At 62.0% G+C, this 18619-nt stretch carries 14 protein-coding genes; 7 read left to right on the top strand and 7 right to left on the bottom strand.

The genetic code is table 11. The features are described from left to right. The 3 genes from EIY71_RS26580 to EIY71_RS26590 all read right to left on the bottom strand — a co-directional run. Positions 1 to 3132, bottom strand: a 3132-nt coding sequence (locus EIY71_RS26580) for an Ig-like domain-containing protein (RefSeq protein ID WP_134023747.1), incomplete at its 3' end; no start/stop codon positions are given. A 54-nt stretch (positions 3133 to 3186) separates the two neighbouring features. After that, positions 3187 to 4032 carry a sulfotransferase gene (locus EIY71_RS26585; protein WP_011331872.1) on the bottom strand — a complete coding sequence of 282 codons (846 nt, stop codon included), beginning with the start codon at positions 4030 to 4032 and terminating at the stop codon, positions 3187 to 3189. Between the two features lie 137 nt (positions 4033 to 4169). Beyond that, positions 4170 to 5765 (bottom strand): glycosyltransferase family 39 protein, encoded by a 1596-nt coding sequence (locus EIY71_RS26590; protein ID WP_134023749.1) that lies wholly within the window; start codon positions 5763 to 5765, stop codon positions 4170 to 4172. A 240-nt stretch (positions 5766 to 6005) separates the two neighbouring features. Between EIY71_RS26590 and EIY71_RS26595 the strand changes: the two genes are divergently transcribed. The 7 genes from EIY71_RS26595 (at position 6006) to EIY71_RS26625 (ending at position 13845) form a co-directional block, all read left to right on the top strand. Continuing rightward, positions 6006 to 6593 (top strand): phage tail protein, encoded by a 588-nt coding sequence (locus EIY71_RS26595; protein ID WP_129973976.1) that lies wholly within the window; start codon positions 6006 to 6008, stop codon positions 6591 to 6593. A gap of 56 nt (positions 6594 to 6649) precedes the next feature. After that, a complete protein-coding gene (locus EIY71_RS26600) occupies positions 6650 to 6961 on the top strand; it encodes a hypothetical protein (protein ID WP_011331869.1) in 312 nt (103 codons plus the stop codon). A 160-nt stretch (positions 6962 to 7121) separates the two neighbouring features. Beyond that, positions 7122 to 9191, top strand: a complete 2070-nt coding sequence (locus EIY71_RS26605) for a type VI secretion system tip protein VgrG (RefSeq protein ID WP_134023751.1) — start codon at positions 7122 to 7124, stop codon at positions 9189 to 9191. Beyond that, on the top strand, positions 9188 to 10036 hold the full coding sequence (locus EIY71_RS26610; RefSeq protein WP_102717892.1) for a DUF4123 domain-containing protein: 849 nt from the start codon (positions 9188 to 9190) through the stop codon (positions 10034 to 10036). The genes EIY71_RS26605 and EIY71_RS26610 overlap by 4 nt, the downstream gene beginning before the upstream one ends. Then, complete coding sequence (locus EIY71_RS26615; protein ID WP_085748523.1) at positions 10033 to 10806, top strand: hypothetical protein; 774 nt, start codon at positions 10033 to 10035, stop codon at positions 10804 to 10806. Before EIY71_RS26610 ends, EIY71_RS26615 begins: the two co-directional genes overlap by 4 nt. Before the next feature lie 12 nt (positions 10807 to 10818). Further along, entirely contained in the window at positions 10819 to 11646 is an 828-nt protein-coding gene (locus tag EIY71_RS26620) for a hypothetical protein (RefSeq protein WP_256661108.1), read from the top strand. A gap of 12 nt (positions 11647 to 11658) precedes the next feature. Beyond that, positions 11659 to 13845, top strand: coding sequence for a lipase family protein (locus EIY71_RS26625; protein ID WP_134023753.1), 2187 nt, complete (start codon positions 11659 to 11661; stop codon positions 13843 to 13845). Position 13846: 1 nt separating this feature from the next. On the opposite strand, the gene EIY71_RS26630 is transcribed toward EIY71_RS26625, so the two are convergent. Genes EIY71_RS26630 through EIY71_RS26645 form a run of 4 tightly spaced genes read right to left on the bottom strand, consistent with a single transcriptional unit; the run spans position 13847 to position 18542 of the window. After that, positions 13847 to 14338, bottom strand: a complete 492-nt coding sequence (locus tag EIY71_RS26630; protein ID WP_085748524.1) for a GNAT family N-acetyltransferase — start codon at positions 14336 to 14338, stop codon at positions 13847 to 13849. Positions 14339 to 14349: 11 nt separating this feature from the next. Continuing rightward, positions 14350 to 16446, bottom strand: a complete 2097-nt coding sequence (locus tag EIY71_RS26635) for a biotin/lipoyl-binding protein (protein ID WP_085748525.1) — start codon at positions 16444 to 16446, stop codon at positions 14350 to 14352. Next, a complete protein-coding gene (locus EIY71_RS26640; RefSeq protein WP_085748526.1) occupies positions 16447 to 17766 on the bottom strand; it encodes an efflux RND transporter periplasmic adaptor subunit in 1320 nt (439 codons plus the stop codon). It lies immediately after the preceding gene. Further along, positions 17763 to 18542, bottom strand: coding sequence for an efflux RND transporter periplasmic adaptor subunit (locus EIY71_RS26645; RefSeq protein WP_085748527.1), 780 nt, complete (start codon positions 18540 to 18542; stop codon positions 17763 to 17765). The genes EIY71_RS26640 and EIY71_RS26645 overlap by 4 nt, the downstream gene beginning before the upstream one ends. Between the last annotated feature and the right edge of the window lie 77 nt (positions 18543 to 18619).

The raw sequence follows: 18619 nt of genomic DNA on the forward strand, positions 1-18619 counted from the left end.
GCTGAAAGTGATGGTAACCAGCGAGGTTTCCCCGGCCTTGAGCGCAGGGTCGGCTACCACGATGGTGGCAGTCGGCACCTGGGTCTGCACTTGGTAATTGGCCGAGTTGGTGGTGCCAGTGCCGGTGTTGCCGGCCAGGTCGGTGATACCGGTGTTGTTCAGGACAATCAGGTTGGTCAGGTCGCTGACACCGATGTTCGGCGTGAAGGTGGCCGTCCAGGTGAGGCCCCCGTCGCTCGACGAGACATTGCTCAGCGTGCCGTTGGCGACGCTCAGGTCAGAGTTGTCGAAACCGGTCACCGCCTCGCTGAAGGTGATGGTCACCAGCGCGGTTTCGCCGGGACGCAGGTCAATGTCGCTCATGACGATGGTCGCCGTCGGACGCTGACTGTCGACCGCATAGTTGTTGGAATCGGTGGTGCCGCTGCCGGCATTGCCTGCCAGGTCGGTGATGCCGGTGTTATCCAGGGTGATCAGGTTGGTGGTATCGGTGATGCCCGCCGCCGGCGTGAACGTCGCCGTCCAGGTGATGCCGCCGTCGCTGCTGCTGACCGCGCTCAGCGTACCGTTGGCGATCGTCAGGTCGGCGTTGGTGAAACCGCTGACCGCTTCGCTGAAGGTGATGGTCACCAGCGAGGTTTCACCGGCCGCCAGATTGGTGTCGGCCACCACAATGGTTGCCGTCGGCCGCACGGTATCGATCGCATAATTGACCGAATCGGTGGTGCCGGTGCCGGCGTTACCGGCAAGGTCGGCGATACCGGTGTTGTCCAGGGTAATCAGGTTGGTGGTATCGCTGATGCTGGCGCTCGGGGTGAACGTTCCGGTCCAGGTGATGCCGCCGTCGCTGCTGCTCACTGCGCTCAACGTGCCGTTGGCGATAGACAGATCGGCGTTGGTGAAACCGGTCACCGCTTCACTGAAGGTGAAAGTCACCAGCGACGTATCGCCGATCTTCAACGCCGTATCGGACATCACGATGGTCACGGTCGGCCGCGCGGTGTCGATGGCGTAGTTGACGGAGTTGGTCGTACCGACACCCGCCACGCCGTCGTTGATCGCGGTCACCCCGGTGTTGTCGAGGGTGATCAGGTTGGTGCTGTCGGTAATGTTGTTGGTCGGCGTGAAGGTTGCCGTCCAGGTCAGGCCGCCGTCGCTGCTGCTGACCAATGTCAGCGTGCCGTTGGCGATGGTCAGGTCGGCGTTGGTAAACCCGGTGACTGCCCGGCTGAAGGTGATGGTGACCAGCGAGGTTTCGCCGATTTTCAGGGCCGTGTCGGCCATCACGATAGTCGCGGTCGGCGGCTCCACGTAGGCGGTGTTGAGCGTGCCGCCGTTGTTGTAGATCGTCGAGACAGCGGCCGGTGAAGTACCGTTTGTGCCACCACCCGATGCCGTACCACCGGCACCGCTGCCTGCGGCGTTGCCGCTGATGGCGGCGAAGTTGGCCGCCGTGATAAGCACCGTGCCGCCCTGGTTCCAGATGGCGCCGACGCCGCGCCCGGCGATGCCGCCGTTGGAAGCATTGCTGCCCAGTCCGCCGCCACCACCACCGCCGCCCCCCGCACCGAGGTTGTTGCTGATGACCGAGGTGCCGACGATTTTCAGGGTGCCGGTCGAAGCATTGTAAATGCCACCGGCGGCATTGCCGCCGGCGCCGCCGACCTTGTCCCAGCCTGCGCCGCCACCGCCGCCGCCAATGGAAATCGTGCCGTTGGTGGCCGTGCCGCCATTGCCGCCGTTGCTGTAGTAGGACACCCCCAGCCCGCCGGCACCGCCCGTGCTGCTGCCCCCGCGCCCCCCCATGTGCGTCGCGTCGTAGCCACCGCCGTACCCGCCGACGCCGCCGCTGCCGGCCTGCCCGCCAAGGGTGCCGGTGCCCGGTCCGGCCGTGCCACCATGACCGCCACCCTGACCGCCAATCCCGCCGCCACCGCCGCCACCGCCGCCGTAATACGCACTGGTGACCCCTCCGCCACCACCACCACCGGCTGCCGCGTTGCTGGTCACCGTAACGTTGTTCAACGTGAGGATACCGGCGTTGAAAATCCCCCCGCCCATGGCACCGGTTGCGCCGTAGCCGCCATTACCGCCGTTGCCCGAAACCAGGCCACGGGTAATGACCAGACCATCCAGGGTCACCGTGCTGCCGGAGGTGATTTCCACCACTCGGGTCCGGTATTGGCCATCGAGCGTGACGTCGGCAACCCCGTCATTGTTCAGGTCACCATCGACGGTGATGTTCTTGTTGATCAGCAATTCCGAGGTGAGCTGCACCGTCATCCCGGAGCTGAAGGTCACGATGTCGCCGTTCTGCGCCGACGCCAGCGCTGCGCGCAGCGAGCCGACCCCGGTGTTGGCATTGTTGGTGGCGGTCCAGGTGGCCAGGCCCCACTGGTATTCGCTCATCGCCTGGGTCGACAGCACGTTGGCACTTTCGATGGTGCCGGTGGCGATCTCCAGATCCCAGTCGCCGCCCAAGCCCGTGCGGTTGCTGGAGGCGGCCACGTCGCGGCCGGTCAGCTGCGCCAGCGAGTCGACGAAGCTCAGGCCACGATCCCCTTCGGCGGTGTAACAGCCGTAGATCAGGATGTCGCCGCCAGCGTTCATGTCCTTGCCGATTTCCGCCAGGATCGCGCTGCGCTGGGCAACGTTGTCGGCCGACAGATAACTGTTGCCCAGCCACAGGTCACCGGCATTGCCATGGGCGATGATCTGCACCGAGCTCACGCCCTGATGCTGGTCGAGATAATCGGCGATCTGCTGCAAACCGTCCTTGCCGGCATCGAGCTTGACCACTTGCGTGCCAGGGGCCACGCCCTTGAGCAGGCTGTCGGCATCCTTGACCCGGGAATCGACGAACACCACGCTCTGCCCCGGCACGGCTACCGGGCTGGCGGCGGGCGTAGCATCGGCCTGACCATGGGTGTCCTTGCTGGCGCTCGGGTGGTCGGCGGCCGGTGCTTTCGCGGCGTCGGCGGTGGCATGGCTGTCAGCCTGGGCGGCGGTGTCGGCGACGGTGGCCGCAACGGCGCCGTCGAACAGCATGCGCGGTTCGAGCGACATGATCATGGGCGCCGCCAGCGTCCGTTGGCCTTCGGTAACCCGCGACTTTTGCTTGCTCCACCACATGTTGCTCACCCGGACTCGAACACAGTTGTTGACGCATCAATGAAAACGCCGCGATCAACTGATCGCGGCGTCGGACTTCATACGAATGACATTGGCAGCGCTGGCTGAGCCATCGAGCCAGAAGGACAGATCGGCGTATTGCTTGAAAAGGTCCGGCGGCAGGATCGTGCGCCGCGACTGCAGGGCGACCTTGGGTTTGACCTTGTGCAGGCCAGCCACACCGAGGGCCTGGTCGAACTCTGGCGCGTCATAGGCCAGGTGCTCGAAATCGTGCTCGAACCAGGGTTCGCCGATGAAGTCGTAGACCAGCCGCAGCACCCGCTCCGGGGCTTGGGTCAGCAGGTCGTAATCGACGATCAGCAGCGAATCGGCGTGCTCGCCGTAATAGGCTTCCTTGAGCGCCGCCCAGGCAAAACCCACCAGGCGATTGCGCTGGGCCAGGGTTTCGCAGCGGCTGTAGACCGTGTTGCGCTCGACCGCATCGCCGAACAGCTTGGTGTTTTCGAAAGGATTGGCGCGGTACAGCCGCTCCAGGCTGTCCATCACCCAGGCGACGTTGCGCACACAGGCGATGACCTTGGCTTGAGGGAACAGGTCGTTGATGGCCGGCAGTCGCGCAGACCACTGGCGGTTGGTGTCGAACACCACCGGTTTGTCGGCCTTGTCGGCGTAGTAGGAATCGAACAGACCGCGCAAAAGGCGGCGGCGCATGTCGGTGTCGATCACCGCGCCGAATTCGCTGCCGGCACTGCATTGTTCAAGGACACCGGAGAACAGCGCGCCGACCGGACTGGTCATGCCGGCATGAAAACGCGGGTTCTGCAGGAGGATTGCAGAAAGGAGGGTAGAACCTGAGCGCGGCAAGCCGGAGATAAAGTGGAACTGCTGCAATCCCTTCACCGTATTTGTAAGTCCTTTTGTCTGATGAGCGTAATCCAACAATACCCATTCGACTAGTAGTGTTTTGATATCAGAAAAGAGCAAAACGGACTTAAAAACTTCGTATTTATCGCGAATAAAATGGTGAAGCGTTTAAGTCAGTTCTCTCCCGATCCATCGGGCGTCTGCACCGAGAAAAGTCGCGCTTTCGCCCCGCCCGCGTGCACCTGATCCCGCAGTTGCCAGGTCGCAGGCAAGGGCAGAAATGGATCGGATACTTCCATGTCCAGATCACCGATCAACCAGACCCGGGCACTGTCCTTCGGCAGGTCTCCCAACCGATCAAGGTAAACCTCATCGGACACCAGCGTGCCGAAACCGTAATGGTTCGGGCGAGTCGAGCGCCCTTCGGCAGTGGGCGGCGTAAACAGCCGGACTTGAGCCTCAGTGCGGTTGTAATAGACGTAACTGAGGTACCAGAGCATGTCGCTGGTGACGATCCGGTCGCCGCTGGCGAAGTGGCGGTTGACGTAATCGACCATGACGTTGAACTGGTCATTGCGGTCGACCGTGGCGTTGTTGTTCACCCCGATCATCTCGACCCCGACCAGCGACAGCAGCACCGCCATCGCCAGCACGCGCACGCTGCTGTAGAGCCGGTCGATGGCCAGCGCCGCCAGCATCGGCAACCCCAGCGCGTAGGCAGTCAGGTAACGCTCGATGAACATCGGCGTAATGAAAGACACGGCGAACACCAGCAACAACGGCACGCCGGTGTAGACCGCCAGCAGCACGCTGCCATGGTTCACGCTGCGATCACGGGCGACGGCGACAGCCGCCAGCACCAGCAAAGCCAGGGGCACACCCCCGAACAGCAGCAACGGGAGATGTTCGCCCTCGTCCTGAATCAACCAGAGCCAGATCATCGACGACAGCGAAGACAGGGTCACCGGATCTTCCCAGCCCACATCGCCGCCGGCCTTGAGCGCGTCCATGTGTTGCAGCAGGTCGATCAGGTTCGGTAGCCACGGCAAGTAGAGCACGACGATGGCGAGATTGGCCAGCCACCAATCCTTGCGCTGGAGATGCTTCAGGCGATAACCCGGCAACAGCCGGATCAACCCCAGATACAGCCAATGGCTCAGCGCCGCCAGCACGGCGAAATAGTGGGTGTACAACGCCGCCGTCATCAGCAGCGCATAGATCAGCAGATAGCGGTGACGCTGCGGGCGCCGGATCCACTTGACCAGCACCAGCGTCGCACCGATCAGCAGCAAACCAAGCAACGCATACATGCGCACTTCCTGGCTGTAGCGTACCGCCGTCGGCAGCAGCGCCAGCAACACCCCTGCGATGATCGCCGCGCGGCGAGTGGCCAGCCGGTCGACCAGGCTCACGCCGAGTCCGACCGTGGCGATGCCGGCCAGTGCGCTGAAGCTGCGAATGGCCAGGAGGCCGTCGCCGAACACGCCGATCCAGCCGTGCAGCAGCATGAAATACAGCGGCGGATGCACATCGAACGCGGCATGCGTCCAGATCCCGCCCGGCGAATAGCGCGCCAGCAGCAGGCTCGAACCTTCATCGCCCCAGATCGCGGCAGCCGTCAGGTCATAAAAACGCACCACGGTGGCCAGCAGCAGGATCGGTATCAACCAGTGCTCGCGCGCCCAGCGCAACAGGCGCCGGACACCGGCATTCGGTGCGGCGAACGGATCTTGAGTATCTCCCAGCGGTGTCTCGCGAAGGACCTCCATCAACCTCCCCTCAGCGTTTTTGCGAACACAATTGCGTCATCAACTGCCAACACTGTAGGCCAGCACCACAGTCGACGCGCGGCCACGACGACGTCCGGCAAGTCCGTCGATCCGGGTCTACGCTACGGCGTGGCGTGACCTGCCCGCGCAAAAGGAAGGAGTCAGCACAACGTTTCGACCGGCCCGACAACAAGGGCGACCGCGCGGCGCGCCGACCACACAACAGAAGGATGAGGAACCATGGAAGTCTTTATGGGTACGATTCAACCGTTCGCCTTCAACTTCGCCCCGAGTGGCTGGGCCTTGTGCAACGGGCAAATCCTGGGCATCTCGCAATACCAGGCGCTGTTCGCCTTGCTGGGCACTTACTACGGCGGCAATGGCACGACCAACTTTCAACTGCCCAACCTGCAAGGTCGCGTGCCCGTCGCACAAGGCACCGGACTGGGCCTGACGCCGCGCGTCATCGGTGAGGTGTACGGCACAGAAAGCGTCACCGCCACCATCGCCAACATGCCCAATCACACCCACGCCATGACCGGCCTGACGGCCAACACCGCCCTTTCGCTGGCAGTACCCGCCAGCAATCCGGCGACTGTGCCCACCGCCACCAATTCGTACATCGGCGCGTCCGGCGGCGGCCCTGGTTCGGCGAATATCTATTCCGACGCCCAAGGTGCCACACCGGTACCGCTCAAGGGTGTGACCACCACCGTTACCGGAGACATTTCCTCCACTGGCGGCAGTCAGCCAATGCAGGTCTTGAACCCGGCCCTGGTCCTTAACTTCAGCATTGCCCTGAACGGTCTGTTCCCGTCGCGCAACTGAGTAAACGCCGGGGGCTTGATGGCCCCCGGCCGTTCTTTTTTCAATGGAGTCAAACCATGCTGCAAGCGGTGCAGATCCAACATGTCCAGCCGTTGCTGGGGCAGCAACGCACGCTTTACCTGCCCGATGGCACGGCCTTGCCGATTCGGATCGAATACCTTGATGAGGTTCCCGCGGCGAAAACCCGCTACAGCGAACGCATGCCCTTCTGCTTGGAATTCAACAGCCTGGTGCCGACCGAGTTTGTCGACGGTTTATGCGCGCTGGACTTGCCGGAACTCGGTCGGGTAGAGGACATCTTCGTGTCGCGGGTGCCGGCGCTGGGGCGGGATCCGCAGTTGGGGTATTTCTGCATTTCGTTCAACTGATTCGCCACTCTGAAAATCTTGTAGGGCGATTCCGTAGGATGCGGCTAAAGCCCTTGTAATCCGGGCTTTTAAACCGAATGAATTGGGAAACGTCCGACATAAATTCGCGGTTCATCTTGTTAGCGTTGTTCCGAATCTGTCACAGGACAAGGAACAACGGATGTTCAATGCCAATGCTCGTTTGCGCCTCATCACCGACGCCTTTAAACACGACCTGCAGGTGCTGTCCTTCACCGGCACCGAATCCATCAGCCAGCCTTACTCCTTCGACGTCAAACTGGTCAGCCCGAGACCGGACATCGATCTTCCCGGCCTCATGCACCGGCAGGTTTTTCTGGCCTTCGATGACCACGGCCATGGCGTTCATGGACAGATCCAGCACATCGGAAGGGACGATATCGGGTACCGGCTGACGCAATACCACCTGACCCTCGCGCCATGTCTGACGAATCTGGGCCATCGTTTCAATCAGCGGGTTTTTCAGCACCTGAGCGTTGCGCAAATCATCGGGCAGATTCTTCAGGAACATGGCATTCACGCGGATGGCTACCTGTTCCAGATCGGCCAGGCCCTGCCGGATCGTGAATATTGCGTGCAGTACAACGAATCCGACCTGCACTTCATCCAGCGCCTGTGCCAGGAAGACGGCCTGCACTATCACTTTCGCCACAGCCTCGACAGGCACCTGCTGGTGTTCGGCGACGACCAGACCGTGTTTCCCAGGCTGGCCCGACCGACCCCGTTCAAACCGCGCAACGCGATGGTGGCCGACCGGCCGGTGATCCACCGTTTAGACTGCGGGCTCAATACCCGCACCAGTCGCGCCAGTCGGCGCGCCTACGATTTCGAAAGGGCGCGCATCGTGCTGGAGTCCGACGCGCGGATACCGAACGAGACCTGTCAGCCTGATCTGGAGGATTACGCCTATCCGGGGCGAGTCCTCGACCGGGAGCACGGCAAACTGCTCGCCCGACGAATCCTGGAACGTCATCGCAGCGATGAGCGCGTGGCTCAGGGTGACAGCGACGAACCGGCGCTGGTGTCGGGGCATTTCCTGTCGTTGTCAGAACACCCCGACCCCGCATTGAACGACCTTTGGCTGCTCACCGAAATCGAACACGAAGGCCAACAGCCTCAGGTGCTCGAAGAAAGCGGCAGCGACATCGCCGTGAGCGATAAAAGCGACTTCGTCCAAGGCTACCGCAACCATTTCGAAGCCACACCGTGGGATGCGATCTATCGCCCGCCGTTGCGCTACGACAAACCTTCCATCGGCTGTACCCAGACCGCCGTGGTCACCGGGCCGGAAGGCGAAGACATCCATTGCGACAGTTACGGCCGGGTCAAGGTGCAGTTTTTCTGGGACCGCGAAGGCCGGCACAACGACAAGAGCAGTTGCTGGTTGCGGACCACCACGAACTGGGCCGGCAACGCCCATGGCAGCGTGATCATTCCGCGCGTGGGCATGGAGGTGCTGGTGACGTTTCTCAACGGTGATCCCGACCATCCGGTGATCAGCGGTTGCCTGGCCAACAGCGCCAACCCGGTGCCCTATGAATTGCCGGCGCACAAGACCCGCAGCGTGTTCCGGTCCCGCAGCACGCCCGACAGCAATGGCTTCAATGAGCTGATGATCGAAGACCGCGCCGGTCAGGAACTGATCTATCTGCGCGCCCAGCGCGATCTGCAGCAGAAGATCGAGCACGACAGTCACCTGGATATCGGCAACCAGCGCCGGGAAACCATCAAGGGCAACAGCGTCAGCGTGCTCCACGCAGAAGAGCAACGCACCATTACCGGTGATCGCAAGACCCATCTCAAGGCCAGCGACTACCTGCACGTCAGCCAGAACAGCCACACCCGGATCGGTCAGTCGCTGACGGTCGAAGCTGCCGGGCAGGTGTGTTTGAGCGCTGGCGAGCATCTGGTACTGGAGGCCGGAAAAAGCATCAGCCTGAAGGTCGGTGGCGAGCATTTTGTGCTTGATCACGGTGGTCTTTTCGGTAGCAGCGACCTGCTGATCGGCGGCGCACCGGCGGCCTTTCTACGCGCGCCGATTCTGCTGCCCGACAGCGTTGAAGACCTGGCGCCATCGACGCCTCTGCCGCCACTAGTAGCTCCCTCGCAAACCGCCTTGATGGCTGACAGCAAAACGCTGGGTGCAGATTTCTGCCCGATCTGCGAGGCCTGTCGAGGAGGAGCGTGCCTGATCGAGGGAGCCGCCGCATGAGCCAATCCTTTGTGCCGCACTGGCTGATCGAGCAACACCGGGCGGATCGCCTCCTGTGCCTGGTACTCGACTCGCAGAACGAACGCGACATGCGCCAGCGCTGGCTGAAGAGCAGCCGTTACGAGCAGTACGCCAGCGTCTACGGTGAAACCGTGGTCGCCGAACTGGCGGACACCGGCCCGTTCCTGTTCACCTTCGACCAGCCCGACGACCGTCGCCTCGACGCCCTGCTCGACAGGCCCGACAGCCATTGGGGCTGGCTCGCCAGCCTGGGTCAGGGCGAACTGAAGGCATGGGTCAGGCACTGGCAGGAGCGGCTGCTCGTCGGCACCCGTCCGCATCAGGCGCTGTACCGCTTCCACGACAACCGGGTGCTGGCACGGGCGCTGGAACATCTGCCGGTCGAGGCGCTACCGGCGTATCTCGGGCCGGCGATCAGCGTGTGTTACTGGCAGGGCTCGCATTGGCAAAGCACCGACAACCCAGCGCCCGGCACCAATCCGCTGCCGGACTCGCCGCCATGGCTGCACCTGCCGATGCCCGATCAGCCCGCCATGGAGATTCGTCTGGCCAATGCCCACCGTTTTCTGCTGGCCGAGCATGTGCAGGCCTACGCCGGGCTGGCGGGCTCGCAGGACCCGCACATCTGGCTACGCGAGCGACTGGCACAGGCCGAAGCCTGGGGCTGGCTGGCGCCGGAGCGGCTGGAATTTCTGCTGATCCAGAGCCTGCAAACCCCGACCCTCGCGCCTCATTGGCAACCCCGACCGGACGAAACGCCGGATGAGCACTTTGATCGGGTTTACCTGCTTTCGAAGAGCTGGAGCGGGGAGATGCCTTCATGAAGATTCAGCTCAAGAGCATCGTCCTGATCGGCGCCTTCGCGGCACTGGGGGGCTGCCAGGGAAAACCGCCCAACACCTTCAAATTCACAGCCGATCTACCACCGGGGTTTGCCTACGTCGCAGTGGTTTATTACGTACCCGAGAAAGGCCAGACCTGCACGGTCGACAGGCGCGACAACCTTGCGCCGGTGTTCAACAGCAAGTGGCGCACGGAGTACAAGCCGGATGCCGAGATCACGATTCGCAAGATTGTTAAGGGGTGTCCGTTGGTCGTGAGGCGAATCGAGCTGGAGATCAACTCGAGCTATGGCAAAACACGGGGCGACTTCAGTGGTGACGAAGCCATGGTTTTCATCCGCGATGATCTGGAGGAGCAGTTCAAAGGCGTATTCAACGAGGCCGGTGAAAGCACCTTCCACGGTCAGTGCGAGTGGTGGTTTCGCACCTCGGGCAAACCGCGAATTCTAAGAAAAATCCTGGATTGCAGAACGGTCGATGCCCAAGGAGCACGTGCCTACGGGAAGACCTTCGGGGCTTTTAACCCTGATCAACTGCCGGGCAAAACGGTGAGGATGAAGATTACTTTGGCAGAGGAAGAGAAACCCGGATGGGGGGATACGTGGGTGAAAGTTCCGAATGGCTGGAAGCGATGCCTGGGTGATGGATATGACGATCCGCATGCCTATTGCAACGGCAATTACACCGACTTCAGCACATTCAAAATGCCTGATGGCCGAGTCTGCACCATTTATCCGGGCTGTACGGAATAAGGAGGTTTCGCCATGACATCAATTCAAAAGGAGCTGCAATCTCCAACACTGGCCTCCCCGACGATTGAACTCGCGCTGCGCAGTGCGACTTTGGTTGTTTGCCTTGCCCTCATCGCTGGGTGCAAAACCGAACCGCCAAATACATTCACTTTCACGGCAGAGCTCCCGCCAGGGTTCGCCTATGAAGCCCTCGCAGAGTATGAGCCGATCAATAGTAGTGAAAACTGCAGAGCCATCGACCTCCGCAAAACAGCCAACAGATACAACAGGAATTGGCGAGAAAAGTACGAGCCGGTTTCCGAAATCGCAATCCGGAAGACCACCAATGGTTGCCCGATGGTAATACGTCGAATTGATCTGGACATCAGAGCCGCCTACGGGAAGGACTGGAGCGACATTAGCGCTGATAGTGCAGCTGTTGTTATACGGTCGGAATTGGACGATCGCTACAAAGGCACTTTTAACCATAAAGGTCTAAGCATTTTCTATGGCCAATGTCAGTGGCTTTTTCGCACCTCAGGTAAGCCGAGGATCCTGCGAAAAATACTCGACTGCAAGGAAACCGATGCTCAGGGCACTCCACAGCCGGGGCGCCCGTTTGCGGCATACACCCACGATCAACTTCCAGGCACAACCGTGAGGATGAAAATCAAAGTAGCAAGGGAAGAACAACCTTACTTCAGGGACACCTGGGTAAATTTTCCAAATGGCTGGAAGCGATGCTTAGGCGACAACTTTGAGGATCAGTACGCCTTTTGTTATGGCAACTACACCGACTTCAGCACTTTCACAATGCCGGATGGCCGAGTCTGCACCATTTATCCAAGTTGCACTGAGTAAGGAGGTTTCACGATGGAATCAATTGAAAAGGATCTGCCGTCGCCGTTAGGCGGCCGCATGCTGACATGTCCTGCCGGTGGCAAATGGACAAGTTTTCAACTCATCGATGAGTTTTACTCGGGTGAGCCCTATGCTGGATTGGCCTATGTCGCCACTGATTCGGAAGGCCATAAATACATAGGACGTCTGGATGCAGCGGGCAAGGGCAGAGTGGACTATCACTTTGCGGGGCCTATATCGTTGCTATTTGATCAATCGTATGAAGGAAAGGAACAGCTCTACTCAAGTTTGCAAAGCAGGCGACATTACCCCCTAAAAATAACCGAACTTCAGGTACGCGCCGAAAAAACTCGTTATCTGAACCGGAATGCCACCCGCACACGGGAACGACCCGAGATTGCTGACGGTGCAGACTACTTTCAAGTCGAAGTCCGTCACCTGGTCAGATATGCCTCGCATCTGCCACCCGAGGTGTATCGCGATTACCCTCTCGACTCCGGCTGTGCAGCCATCATGCGCGAACACGGCAAACTGGGTGTCGCTCTGATGCCACAACGTCACACTGTCCTTGAAGTGCGCCCGCTACGCGCGTTGCGACCGATGTTATCCACAGCTTCGCAATTCTGTGCACTCAATCTGTACCAGCTCTCATTGATGGCAACCTTGAGCTACTGCCCCTTCGGTCAGAAGCCAGAAAGTGCTCCCATCAAAGAAAATCGAGTGACCTTTCCTTTGCAACCCAGCGTAGGCAATTGGTTTGGCGACGCCTTGGCCAAGTCCGACGAACTATGGAAAGTCGACTCGAATCAAATCAAAGCCTATTACCCTCTGTACGAAGACGTGCCGTATTCCAAACGCCTGGAAATCGTTCCATTCGACTCGGATCTGTACGAAGTGAATGACCCGAAGAGGATCGAGTCGCAAGAACATCCAGCCAAGGTTCACTTCCTTGATGACAGAAGCGAAGGAAATGAGGCTACCGACACCCAAGCCTTCATCACCCACAACGACGAACTGATCCTGATCGCCGTTCGCGGCACCGCCGAGATCGTCGCCGATGGGTTACGCGATGCCGATGCCTTGCAGGTGCCGTTTGCGGAAGGCGAAGGCCAGGTACATCGAGGTTTCTATGAAGCGGCCAAAAAAGCTGGCGCATTCGCCGTCAATTACCTCGAAAAGTTCTACACCGGCCAAACACTCCTGATCTGCGGCCACAGCCTCGGTGGCGCAATCACGCTGCTGCTGGCCGAAATGCTCCGCCGTAGGCCTGAGGGCTACAAAATCCAGCTCTACACCTACGGCGCCCCCCGCGCCGGCGACGCGGATTTCGTTAAGGGTGCAGCCGATCTCGTGCATCACCGCATGGTCAACCACAACGACCCGGTGCCCAGCGTGCCCGGCAGCTGGATGAACACCAAGGCCGATATCTACGGCACCGGGGCAGCGCTGACCTTCGTGAATGTCCCGCTCGGTCTGTCGGTGTTCGTCGCGGGCATCACCAACTGGACCGGGGAAGCCTACGACCACCACGGCCGTTTGCGACACGCCATGCCGGTGGAGTTCGGCCGCCAGCAGGTGTCGTCAATCCTCTGGGAGCCGGGCTGCGACACCATCACCCAGCACGCAGCCTGCGACGTGGCGATCCGGCAGCGGCACGGCCTGCCGGATCGGCCGACGTTGCTCAAGCAGATCTTCGACGCCGGGCACCATTCGATGACCGGGGCCTACATCCCGGCGTGCTGGGCGGTGTTGCGGCGTTGGCAGGAGGCACAGGAGTCAAACCGCACGCTGGTTACCGAGCGAGAATTCGCGCTGGTTGAGACAGCGCTGCAGCGCATCACCGATCAGTTGCGCCGCCAGCGCAGCAATTTGCCGGGACGGCCGGACAGCTATGTGCGCAGCCGGAAAAACATCGTCGAAGCGCTCAATCATGAAATCGAGAACATCCGCACGACCCGCGAACGGCTGGCCAGTCTGCGGCACCGGCGCCTGACGACCACGGATGTTTATGGATCGCTGGCAAAACAACCGGAACGTCTGGCCGAAAGCCTGCCGCGCTGGCAGCTGCACCCGGAAAACCTCGCAGCCGAACAGCTGGCCATGGCACCGGAAGCCGCTGAGGATGACCCGCTGCTGGTAACGCTCTACGGCCACAGAATCGGCGCGCCCCACACTTTCGACATTGACTCGATCATCTGACTCAAGCCTGTGGATACCACACCAGCCGCTCCGCCGCCGGGTTGCGCTCCTCCACCGCAAAACCCAGCGCCAGGTAATGCTGGCGCGCATGGGGGTTGTTGGCCCAGACCACCGTCGCCACCGGGCAGCGCACTTGCTGCGCGGCTTTTTGCACGCCTTGCAGCACGGTTCGTCCGTAACCTTTGCCCCGGGCCTGTGGAATGAACGCGAGGTACAACACGCGGATTTCATTGACGCCGAAATCGGTGCTGAGTGCGCCGATGGCCGTGCCGAGTTTTTCCACGATGTAGTGCATGGCGTTGGGATGGTTTTCCCCCATGCCCTGCTCCTGCACCTGAAACTGCTGGGCGACGATTTGCTGCACTTGCTCCTGCTCGCCGTCGATCCATTGCAGATCCGGCCGCGCCGATTGATAGAGGCTGTGCAGAAATGGCCCGTCCGACGCCCGCGAAGGCCGCACCACCAATCCGCCCGCCGCCAGGTTGTCCGTCATCTTAATGCTCCCTAGAAACCGCTTTCCCTGACCCCCAGCGCCGCCATCCGGCGCCAGGCCACGCCGAGCACCGATTCGCCGCTGCCCTGCAACACCACCACGCCGCGCAGCGGCTGCACCGGGGTCGGTGCCTGATCCAGCGTAGTCAAACGCACGCCGTATTGCGCCTGCACCGGTTCCGCTCGTTGCTGCTGATCGCGGCGCACGGCAATCGGCCCGTGGTGATCGGAGGTCAGCGCCTCCTGATCGACATAGGCCACACCGTTGGTGTCGATTTCATTGAGTTGCACCGCGATGGCGGCATGCATCGGGTCGTCGGCGATAAACCGCCCGGTGGCACCGGGCTTGACCCGCCACAGTTCGGCTTCGGCCAGGTAACCACGCAGTCGCGTGCCGTCCTCGACCACCCGCGCCAGCGCATCCTTGCTCGACAGCCAGCGACCCGGCGTCAGATTTGGCAGCAGATCACGCACGGTGCCCGCATGAGGTGCGCGCAACAGCAGGCGTTCACGTTGAGCAGTCAGGCCACGGTATTCCGCCACCGCTTCGGCAAGGCGTTGCTCGACGATGCCGGCGTCGGCAGCGGTTTCACTGCGGCCAGCCTGACGGCGCATCAGCAATTGCTGGATGCGGATTTCCCGGCGGACGATGGCCTGCCGCGAATCGAGGTCCGGCGATTCCAGCTCGATCAGCACGTCGCCCTGAGCCACGGTCTGACCATCCTCGACCTTCACGGCTTTGACCCGCGCCGCCGTCGGTGCGTGCAAGGCACTGGCGCGACCGCCCTCGAGCATCGTCGGCAATTCCACCGAACTGCGCCACGGCACGATCAGCACCAGCAACAAGCCGAGTACCGCCAGGCTGCTGAGCAACACCCGAGGGCCGTGAGCCTGTTCGCGGCGGCTCCACCACTGGCGCCACTCACTCATGATCGGCAGAAAGATGAACCACACCAGCTCCACCAGCATCAGGAAGATCCCCAACACCTTGAAGAACAAGTGATAGACCGCCAGCGCGATCCCGAAAAACAACGCCGCACGCCATAACCACGAGCCATACCCCCAGATCAGCAAACGCCGCTGCATCGTCGGCGACCAAGGCTCCGGCGCCGGAGCGCCATAGCCGAACAGAAACTCCCGCAGCCGCCAGCGACACAGGGCAAAGGCCCGGCCCTGCAAATTGTCGACTTCCCATAAGTCGCTGAGCAGAAAGTAGCCATCGAAGCGCATGAAGGGGTTGAGATTGACCACCAGTGTGGTGATCCACGTCGCGCTGGCGAGCATGAACGCCGCCGTGCGACCGGGCCCGTCCGGCAGGAACGACCAGACCAGCAGCGCGATGCTCGCCAGCAGTAATTCCGCCAGCACCCCACCGGCACCGATCAGCAGTCGCGCACGTCGATCATTGACCCGCCAGGCATCGCTGACATCGGTGTAGAACATCGGCAGCAAGACCATGAACGCCACGCCCATGCTTTGCACCCGACACCCGGCGCGCTTGGCCATGAACGCATGACCGAACTCGTGACAGAGCTTGGCGAAGAACAGCGAGATGCCGAACGCGATCGCGCCGCCGAGGCTGAACAGGTGCGGAAAGGTGCCGACGAACCGCTGCCAGTCCCGCGACACCAGAAACACCCCGAGCGCCAGCGTCGCCGGCAGACCGTAGCGCAAAACCTTCGGACCGAAGCGCTCCAGCCACGGCCAGGCACGGTTGAGAAAAGCGTCCGGGCGCCACAGTGGAATGCGGAAGAACAGGTATTGATGCAGCAGGATTTTCCACAGGCTCTGGCGTTGTACGAGGGCCTTGAGCCGATAACTGGCGCGCTGTTGCTCGTCGAGGGCACTGATCAGATCGTGACCGCGCAGGAACTCCAGCAGTTGCGCCAGCTCGTTGCCGTCCAGAGGCAACCCCGGTTCACGGTTGGCGGCGCGCAGCACTTGTTCGGGATCGCCCAGCGACCAGTGGCGCAACAGGCGCATGGCCGCCGTGCCGAGTTTGAAGTAGCGCCCGCGCACCGGGTCGGCCAGGGTCCAGCGCGGCGAACCGTCCAATGCCGGCGCCGCGGGCGACAATTGCAGGTCGGCACGCAGGCTCGGCAGGGTCATTTAAAGGCCTACGCTCTGGCGCAGCCCGGCGAGCGGACGCCGCAGCAGGTACAGGGCCAGCGGCGCGCGGTCGCCGAAAATTTTGGCGGTGCCGCGCAGGCCGATGCGCGGCGGTGCGTCGGCGAAATTGGCGTCCAGCCGATAGGCCAACTGGCCGCCGGCGGTGGGCTGCGCCTCGTAGGCCGAACGTTCGAGGGTGGCGAGGTGACGTTGCAACGGGTCGCTGTCGAGAAACAGCGCGACTTCGGCGCCCGGCTCCAGCGAGATCGCGTCGCCCACGGCCAGTTCGATACGCAGTTCGGCCTGGCTCGGGTCGGCGATTTCCATCAGCCGTTCGCCGGTCTGCACCGGTTTGCCGGTCCAGCGCTCGGCATCGGCGAACACCGCAATGCCGTCGCGCTCGGCACGCACTTCGCTGCGGTTGAGCAGTTCGCGGGCGTAGTCGCGTTCGGCGCGTTTCTGTTCGGCGCGGGCGGCCAGCAGGTCGACCCGGGAGCTGGATTCGGCATCAACGAACGAGCGCTGGGAATTGGCTTTGAGCTCCGCTTCGGCGACCCCGAGCGCACGCTCGGCGACATCGGCCTGAGCCTTCAGCGTCGTGCTTTCAAAACGCAGCAACAGGTCATCGGCTTTCACGCTCTGGTTGGGTTTGACCAGAAACTCGGCGATCACCCCGTCCAGCGGTGCGGCGACAACGCGCCCGCCCTGAGGCACCACTTCGGCGGGCGCCAGCACCGACTGGCGCACCGGGATCAACAGCCCGAGCAACAACAAGGCGACCAGCGCCACCTGGCGTTTACGGGTCCAGCGCAGCCGCCAAGGTTTTCGCGGTTGCAACGCCAGCCAGGCATGGCTGTAGGTGTCGCCCAGTTGCGACAGCAGCACTTGCTCGGAAGGGTTCCACGGCAGATCACGGGCCAGCCACAAACCGCCGAACACCTGACCCTGACGGTCGATCAGCGGCAACCAGAACACTTGCATGGCCGACAGGCTGCGCCAATCGGCCTGAATCGATTCGCCGACCATTTCCGGCGTGATCACCCGCGCCTGTTTCAGCACATCCTGCTTGAACAACTGCGCCACAGCCTGCTCGACGAACGCCACGAACGGCGCATTCGGCTCCACCGCGCTGACCCCGGTCACCGCCTGCACCTTGCCGGCGATCAACAGCGCCGCATGGCGAAAACCGAACAGCGACTGGCCGTCATTGACCAGGCTGTAGGCCAGTTGCGAAATGTCTTGGGCCGCGCGGGTCTGCCGTTCGAGATCGAGAAACCGCGCGAACACTTGCTCGGCGGCGCCGCTCACCGGGGCGTTCACTTAAGCTCCGGAAAACGCGCGGTGCCGCTCATACCGGCGAGCAAGCCTTTGGCTTCGGGGAGTGTTGCGACCAGCAACAGGGTCTGACTGCCCTCATCGATCCGCGCACCGAGGCGTTTGACCGTGGCGTCGATGGCCTGACCGGTTTCATCGGGCACGAAGCTGAACGACTGACCGGGCTTGAGCCTGGCCATCCAGCGCGACGGCACCAGCAGATGGATTTCCAGCGTGCGGTTGTCGACCACATCGAGCAGCGGTGCACCGGCCGGCACGCTTTCGTAGCGTTGCACCTTGCGCTCGACCACTTGCCCGTCGAATGGCGCAACCACGCTGCAGCGTTTGACCTGGACTTGATAAACCTGAGATTGCGCCTGGGTCTCGCTGACCTTGGCTTCGGCCCGGGCCACTTCGAAACGCCCGACGGAATTGAGCGCCGCCAGTTGCCGGTTGTGCGCCAGCTCTTCACCGGCGCCACGGCTGGCGGCTTGCGCGGCGTTCAACTGGGCCTGATAAGCCGAACAGTCGAACCGCGCCAGGGTATCGCCCTTCTTGAACGACTCGCCCTCGCTGAACGGCAACTCGATAATCCGCCCCGACAACTCACTGGCCAGCGTCGCCTGATCCCGCGCCCGCAACACCCCGCGCGCTTCACTGCTGGCCGACGCATTCGCCGCCCCGCCGTTATCCAGCAGCGGATCGTCTGGCGCGGGCGTTTGAGCCTGAACTGCACACGTTACAAAGGTCAATCCGACAACCCAACCACGAAAACGCCGCATAACCGTTACTCCCTGACGGATGCTCGGAGTCTACGACAGCGGGGATTAGCGTCAAGCGAAAGGCCATCATTCGGGTG

Source organism: Pseudomonas sp. CH235 (genome assembly GCF_004368175.1).
In the GTDB taxonomy this organism is placed as follows: Bacteria; Pseudomonadota; Gammaproteobacteria; order Pseudomonadales; family Pseudomonadaceae; genus Aquipseudomonas; species Aquipseudomonas paraglycinae.